This window comes from uncultured Cyclobacterium sp. (assembly GCF_963976465.1).
Taxonomy (GTDB): Bacteria; Bacteroidota; Bacteroidia; order Cytophagales; family Cyclobacteriaceae; genus Cyclobacterium.
On sequence record NZ_CAXBOC010000253.1, the window covers coordinates 1 to 7880 of the forward strand.

The following is a 7880-nucleotide window of genomic DNA, read 5'->3' on the forward strand; positions in this document are numbered from 1 at the left end:
GGGATTGCTCGCCCAGGTAAACATAGATTTTCTTAGTCGAAGGATTGAAATACCATTCACCAAATGAATCTAGAGTGCCAAGGTGGTTGGATACAAAGAAACCGTAGCCTGCTTCGGGTTTGTATGGGCTAATATTGCCATCGTATTTAATCTGATCACCGGAATGGCTTTGAATCGAGTAATTGTTTATTACCCAATTTTTTGTGCGGATCACTATATTGGCTCCTTCCCAGTTGGACGAACTTTCGAGATGAGCGCTTTTTATGACATTGGTTTCAACCTTTTCAATGGTAAGGTAGCCGGTATTTGCTGCATTCCCATTGGGGTATCTTCCCATTTCCTGGCGTTGGCCGTTGATAAGTAATACCTGTACAGTGGCTGTATTAAGGAATTCTGCACTTTCATAAAGCCCATTTCCTAAGGGTTTCCACTTGTCAATGGTTTGAAAAGAAGTTAGGATTGGCTTTGTTCCTGAACCATATTCGCCTACCAAGATTGGAGAAGATGCAGTACCTGAAGCACTAAGGTGTAGGCTACCATAAAAGGTTTCTCCTCTTTTAAAAAGTATGGCATCTCCCGGATTCAGAGCATTGCATTCAATATTAACTTTTGCTATGGATTTCCAAGGGGTAGCAGGATTTTGCGCTTCTTCCACTGTTCGGTTGTCATCACCCGTTTCGCTAGATATATAATATTTGGCAGCATACCCTGACCCAAACGGAAATGCCATCATCAGTAATAAGATGAAAACAAATGAAAATTGAACTTTCATGCTAACTGAATTAAAAATTTAATCTTTTCGAAGACCGATTTAACAAAACACTTTAGGTGTTTTGTACATTAAAAAGTAATTTAATAAATTATCCTTTTACTTATTTTGGATTAATAAAATTAAATATTGACGTTCTGTTCTTTATGCACAAATATATAAATTTATTTGATAGTAATAAATACTAAATCCTTATTAGATCACCGGTATCTAAAACCTATTTTCTTAAGTTTTTTGATGCCATGTCTTGATTAAAAATGCCTTCCAGTAACTCGTATAATTTGGGGTGTTTTCTTTGTAGTAGTTTTGGCCGCTCAAAAAAATATTCACTGGCTACAGAAAAAAATTCAGCCTGATTTGTACCACCATAGGGGTTTATGTCTGACTTCCCTTTGTGAATTTCTTCTATTTTTTTATTGATATAATTGAGCCAAGGTATGGCATACTGTCTTTCCATTAGCAAGGAGGGAATGCCATCCACCGATCCATCGGTTTTGTCTATCAAATGTACAAATTCGTGGATGGCGGTATTTTTTTTGTCGGTTTCATTTTGGAAGCCTAATTCCAAAGCTTTTTTGGACAAAATCATCACCCCCTCCATGGGGCCATTGCCAACCATCCCGGAGACCCTTCTGTCCGCTGCATTCAGGCTGAAGTTTTCATTAAAAAATGTTGGGTAGATCAAAACCTCATAAAGGTTGATGTATTTCCAATCCTCAAAGCCGAATATAGGGATAATGGCACTGGAGGCCACAAGAATTTTGTCTGTCAGGTTGATCTCCGTTTTTACTCCCGTTACTTTACAGTTCAATAAGAATTCCTGGATCTTGTATTCAAAACGCTGTTGATCCTCTGCTGACAAGGACCTGTAGTAGGGTATGTTATCTATTAAAATTTTACGCCATTCAGTTGGGAAAGGGGAGGTAGGGATCTTCCATTTATTTTGCTTTTTTCGTTGCCAGTAAAATCCAATAAACCCAAAAACCATGGCAAAAAATAAAACATAAAGAAATGTCATAGGAGAATAGTCTAGTATAATCAGGGCAAAGATAATAATTGATTAACAACTATAGCTATATCAGGTTGCTGCCAGCAATTGAAAATTATCTAGGAAATACCCTAATGGGCATTCTGGGGAATCAAAAAATTAAAAAGCTATTTTACTTCTGGTTTGTTTGTGATTTTAATGAAGACAAAAAGGAAGAAAGCACAAAATATAAGGTCATTTAATCCATATACCGAGTAAAATAAACCTGCCATGGTGTCTTTTTCATACACTTCTGAGACCTTATTATTGAGCATCCAATTGATCCAGATATAGCCGTAAATGGATTTTTCTATTGCAAAAACACCAACTATCCATTTAACTTTTTCATAATTTTTAGCAACTGAAATATAGGCTAATCCCCAAATTACAATCATTAATAAGCCAAAGTTGGACATGACCATAGGGTCATATTCAGGAATGGTTGAATTGCTAAAAAATCTTGAAAATATCAGTACCGTTAAGTTCATTAAGCCTGATAAAATAAAGCCTTTTTCAATTGTTTTATTTGGTAGATTCATATGTCAAGCGTATAAAAATAATTTATTTTTTCAATAATATGTAATGAAAACCAAAGCTACATCGTAAACCACCATACCTAGCCAAAAATTAGAAAGTAAGCATGAGTTTTAGCCAGATTACATTTTTGCATCCTTACATGAATAATCAAAGGATAAAGTTTTTTGGTTGATTTCATATTTAATTAGAGAAAGGTCTATTGGCCGAATCTGTGAGTAACTGTGGGAGCCGTGGGCACCTTGCCCACGGTTCTATTTCCCAATAACTTTCATTATCTTATTTGACCACGTAGCAAACCTCCGGCATATTGGGTTGAATGGATATTCACATACAATTCATCATTGTTAATCTTGCCGAGTTCCTCTGTACTTAAGGTTAGGCTTTTGGTTTGTTCAAGTTCTGCACTGCCAGTAATGCCCAGATTTACCAGAACGCCTCCATTGACTGTAGCTGAACCCTCGTGGATATGACCGGCCGTAATCGCATCAGATGCCTCAAGATCATTGACGATGACCTTATAAAACATGGTGCTGCCCACTATTCGAATATAGGCCTGGCCTGTTTCATTTCTATCATTTATTGCCGGGATTTCATTGGCCGGGGACAGGGAAACATTGTAGGCATTGTCAATGGTTTGGTCAATTTGTCCCCTTACCAAACCCGATGGATGGTCTGTGGAATGCACATTGACATACACATCATCTCCTTGCAAGGTGGTGATCTGCTCATCCGTTAAGCTGACTGTTCCGGTGGCAGTGTTTCCGGAAAATGCAATATTTGATCCGTCCACCAAGGAGATGGCCACACTTCCTGCCGTTACCACATCGCCGGTATGAACATGAGCGACGGTTAGGTCATCTGATGCCATCAGACCATTGATAGTAATCGTAAAAGTCAGGGATTTGTCATCATAGAGGCTCATTTGAATATTTCCCGTCTCGCTTCTTCCTGTAACCATAGGTATGGAATAGGCATTGTCGAGTACAATATCAAAAGACAGAAGTTCTACTTTTGCAGGCGGATCCTCATCATCTTCACAACCAAAGGTCACCAAGGCACATAAAACAAGCATCAATCCTATTCTAATCTTTTTCATAACCTATTTTTATTCGGTAGCGTCTACTTCTTTTTATAGTCTTTTTTCAACAAGTTCAGACTTTGAATATTTTCTACAACCCTTAGAAAGGTTAACTGTTCAAAAAAAAGAAGGTTGGTAGGGGAGATAGATTAAAAGTCGATTATATTGACTTTTCTCTTCAATATAACTAAATAAGCTGAATACACCTAAATATCAATTGCTTACAGTTAGTCTTTGTTTTGATTGAGGTATCGACTGTTTGTAAATTTTTGGTGCATTCAACTTAGCAAGGGTTAGGCCATTTGGGCCAAACCAAAACTGGAAATCATTGAGGAAAAGTATTGCTTAGCTTCTAACCATTTTCCCTAAGGATTCCAGCAATTGCGGGTTGTCATCCAAGCCTATCTTGGCTACTTCATAGAAATCGCTCATCCAATCCCTGATTTTTGAAAAGGCAGCGTCTTTTAATTTGGTAGCATCTTGTGATTCTCCCTTTTCTCTTAAATATTCCGTTCGGGCTGTTTCTAATTCATTGATTAAGGCATTTCCGGTGGCTATATCGGCTGCACCTAACTTTAATCTTCCCAGTTTGTTTAGGACATCTTGGTCAGTAGCTGCCACCCCATAAAATTTCTTTGCACTTTCAAGCCATTTCATATAGGTGCGAGGCATGGGGCCTGAAATGGCCAATTGATCAGCGGTAACCGGATCCTTGCGGAAGATGACTTTGGCTTTTTTGCGATGAATATCGAAGATGCCTTCCAGTTCTGCTTTTAATTTTGAAAAATGAGCGTAGGCAGCGGAAGTTTCATCATCTTCAATCCTGTTATAATCATATGCTTTTCTGGTTTCGCTAAGTAGGGCATTGCCTTCTTCCATGATTGCAGTATCATAGCCCAATTCGGTCAGAATTGCTTTAATTTGTGGTTGTTTGTTTGCATTTTCCAAGGAAACCCTGTAAAGTTCCAATGTTTCCGCATCTGTGAGATTTCTTCTAGAAGCCATAGTGTGTCGATTTTGGGTTTATAATAAAACAATTAAATAAATGCCATATACATTGCTGATGCTCAGCCTTACAATTGCCTTTCTCTAACCTACATTCCCATTTTCCCCACCTACATTTCCGTTTTCCCGACCTGCAATTGCATTTTATCCACTTACATTTCCATTTTAGCTCCTTACATCTCTATTTTATCCACCTACAATTGGGTTTTAGCAACCTGCAATCTCATTTTAGCAGCTTACATTTCCATTTTAGCAAGCTACAATTGCATTTTAGCGCATTACATTTTCATTTTAGCGACCTACATGTCCCTCTTAACCACTTAAATGTGTCTTTTACCTTCTTGAAAGTCGCATAAAGGCCTAAAGTACAGTCCCTAAGCTTCAATATAATAAATTTTTTTAAGGGGATAACTATTTTTGCTTTATTTGACCTAAAAAGGAAGGGGGCGGTTTTATGCTGTTTTGCTAGGGTGGATAGTAATATTCTTATTATAGAATTGCAATTAGGAGAACATGAATGCTATAGCCTTGTGTTTAATGGGCGCTATCTCTGTATAAAAATTCTTGGAAGCCTATAAAAGTATTTCTTATAGATTTGATATCTCCTAACTCTCGCTTTGCATCGGCAATACCTTTGTATTTTAATAATAGGAGAGGAGATAGTTTGTCGACGTCCAGTTCATCTACGCCTTCTTTAACATATTGGTCCAATACAAAATTTAAAAATTCTTGTTGCTTTTGGTTGTAATCATTGATTTGAACTTTGGCTTTAGTGGCCCTTTCCAAACGAGGTACAAGCTCTCGGTGATAGGCCACATAACTCAATACATCAAACAAATCACAGTTTTCTCCGTGAATTAACTTTTGGAGATCTTCTAACTGCGCATCTGTGTAGCCTTTTTCACTTAATTCTTCCAGTAATTTTTTTCGGGTACTTGGCAAACTCCAAATCTTGCGTAGTTCAGTTTCGTCCGCTACCAAACTTGGCAAATCCCCATACAACTGGTTCATAAATGCTACATGACTAATGGGTTTGCCGTCAGGATCCCAAAAAGATGTTTTTACCGTAGCGTCTATTTCCCGCTCTTTATTGTCAGAAAGCCTTACCCTAATAATATTTTGTACTGGAATTTCGCATACGCAAGGATAATTGTTGCATTCCTTACATTCCTCCGGATCGGGTTTTTCACATATGCAGGGTTTTTGTCCGCAGATTTTGCAGATTTTTGGTGGACGACCTTCGCCTGGTTCTTCTGGTGGCTCAGGATCACCATCCCATTCAGGGTCTTGAAAATGCTTGTGCGCATGGACAAAATCGAATAGGGTAAAATAGTCTTTGTGATCAAATAACCTTGTGCCCCGCCCAATGATTTGTTTAAACTCTACCATTGAATCTACAGGACGAAGCAAAACGATATTCCTGATTTCCGGAGCATCTACACCCGTACTTAACTTTTGAGAGGTGGTAAGTATCGTTGGAATGTTTTTTTCATTGTCTTGAAAATCACGTAAATGCTGTTCACCCATTTGTCCATCATCAGCTGTTACCCGATGACAATAATTGGCGCTATTACTGCTACTGAATTGGTTAATCAGATCCCTGATCAATGCAGCATGCTTTTGTGTGGCACAAAAGACCAATGATTTTTGGTTTTGATCGATGAGCTCAAGGAATTTTTTTACCCTATATTCCTCCACTTGTTGGATTATGATTTTCCGTCCGTAATCTTTATAGGTAAAAGTGTCACCTACCTCAGCATCACCATCAAGACTAATATCGTCTGCTGTTACGGTATATTCATCGTAATTGGTTTCAATTTGCTTGACCTTAAAAGGTGTCAAGAAACCATCATTGATACCGTCTTTTAGCTTGTAACTATAAACCGGTTCGCCAAAATAATTGTAAGTGTCTTTGTTTACATCTCGTTTAGGCGTGGCTGTCAAACCTAACTGCACAGCAGGGGAGAAGTGGTGCATTATGGCTCGCCAAGAACTTTCATCATTGGCACCACCTCTATGACACTCATCTATGATGATCAGATCAAAGAAATCTTCCGAATATTGGCCAAAATTGAAAGCTGAACTGCCATATTTTTCTAAAGGGGCCGCAGCATGTGCATATTCCGCATTCTCGTCTTCCAGTTCAGTTTCCGTTTTAGCATCGGTCATAAAGGTCTGGAAAATGGTGAAAAAGATACTCCCATTTTTAGGCACCTGTCCTTTCTTTTTTATTTCTGATGGTCTTATCCTTACTTTGATGTTTTCATCGATCACATCAAAGGCATTAAAAGCATTGAAGGCTTGGTCTGCCAATATGTTTCTATCTGCTAAGAACAATATTCTCGGCGCTCTGCTCGCATCCCGCCTTAGATTCCATTTGGCATGGAATAATTTCCAGGCAATCTGGAAGGCAATGGCTGTTTTGCCTGTTCCTGTGGCTAAGGTGAGTAATATCCTATTTTTTTTCGCTGAAATGGCTTCCAATACCTTAGCGATGGCATTTTGCTGATAATATCTTGGCTGCCAGGTGCCGCCTCTGTCTTCATAAGGTATGGCAAATAAACGTGCTGCCCAATTGGCTATCTCAACTTTGTATTCTTCTTTTGGTGTCGGGTAGGTCATTTCCCAAAGCTCGTCAGGGGATGGGAATTTGGATACTTCCCCTTCAATGCCTTCTTCTATATCAATGCCATAAATTTGCAAGCCATTGGTAGCATAGGCAAAACGTATGTTTAGGCGTTCTGCATAATCCTTGGCTTGACCTACGCCAGCTGTATAGTATTTATCATCTGCTTTGGCCTCTATGATGCCAATCCTTCTGTTTTTGTATTCCAATACATAATCCGCTTTTAAAGGTCGGGCCCGTCTGCCTTGCCCGATCAATCGCCCATTGGTAATGGGGAACTCCAAACGCAAACGACTGCCTTCAATTTTCCCCCAACCTGCTTTACGCAGTGCAGGTGATATTAAATCGTGTTTGGTTTGCTCTTCGTTCATTTGTCGAAACTTTGATTTCTTTTGATTAATGGATTACCTTGATTCATTTGTCTAAATGATTTGTTGCTCTTTATAATAAATGGGCATTTTATACTCTCGGCTTATTTCAAACCCATGATTGGCCATTTCAATATGCAAAGCCCTTTGATAAATGACTTCTTGAAAACCATTGCCTAACTGCTTGTGCACTTCCATGGCACAGCCTATGATGGTAGCTGTCAGGTCTGAATATTTATATTTGTCATTTATCATAGTCCATCAAATCATAGTTTATCATTTAATCACTTTCAATCATAGGTTCAGACATTGTCAATTCTCCTGCAAAAGCTTTTTGAAGGATGGATTTTTTGAGTTCATTGAGTTCGTAAATTTTGTTATTATACAATTTCTCAGCTTGTTCTAAATTATTTGCTAATGAATCCAGGATCTCAACTATTTTTATTTGTTCATTTATTCGTGGATTGGAC

At 38.4% G+C, this 7880-nt stretch carries 6 protein-coding genes and 2 pseudogenes; all 8 read right to left on the reverse strand.

Translation table 11 applies throughout. From position 1 onward, the window contains the following. A pseudogene (locus AAC037_RS14440) lies at nucleotides 1-772 on the reverse strand (hypothetical protein); the annotation flags it as partial. Between the two features lie 214 nt (nucleotides 773-986). Beyond that, nucleotides 987-1787, reverse strand: coding sequence for a M90 family metallopeptidase (locus tag AAC037_RS14445; RefSeq protein ID WP_339903643.1), 801 nt, complete (start codon nucleotides 1785-1787; stop codon nucleotides 987-989). 137 nt (nucleotides 1788-1924) lie between these two features. Then, a complete protein-coding gene (locus AAC037_RS14450) occupies nucleotides 1925-2335 on the reverse strand; it encodes a hypothetical protein (protein WP_339903644.1) in 411 nt (136 codons plus the stop codon). Between the two features lie 269 nt (nucleotides 2336-2604). Further along, nucleotides 2605-3429 (reverse strand): CHRD domain-containing protein, encoded by an 825-nt coding sequence (locus tag AAC037_RS14455; RefSeq protein WP_339903645.1) that lies wholly within the window; start codon nucleotides 3427-3429, stop codon nucleotides 2605-2607. A gap of 327 nt (nucleotides 3430-3756) precedes the next feature. Beyond that, nucleotides 3757-4416, reverse strand: coding sequence for a hypothetical protein (locus tag AAC037_RS14460; RefSeq protein WP_339903646.1), 660 nt, complete (start codon nucleotides 4414-4416; stop codon nucleotides 3757-3759). A 534-nt stretch (nucleotides 4417-4950) separates the two neighbouring features. Further along, on the reverse strand, nucleotides 4951-7413 hold the full coding sequence (locus tag AAC037_RS14465; protein WP_339903647.1) for a DEAD/DEAH box helicase family protein: 2463 nt from the start codon (nucleotides 7411-7413) through the stop codon (nucleotides 4951-4953). A gap of 51 nt (nucleotides 7414-7464) precedes the next feature. Further along, nucleotides 7465-7665 (reverse strand): GxxExxY protein, encoded by a 201-nt coding sequence (locus AAC037_RS14470; RefSeq protein WP_339903648.1) that lies wholly within the window; start codon nucleotides 7663-7665, stop codon nucleotides 7465-7467. A gap of 25 nt (nucleotides 7666-7690) precedes the next feature. Continuing rightward, nucleotides 7691-7880 (reverse strand): annotated as a pseudogene (locus tag AAC037_RS14475) (hypothetical protein); the annotation flags it as partial.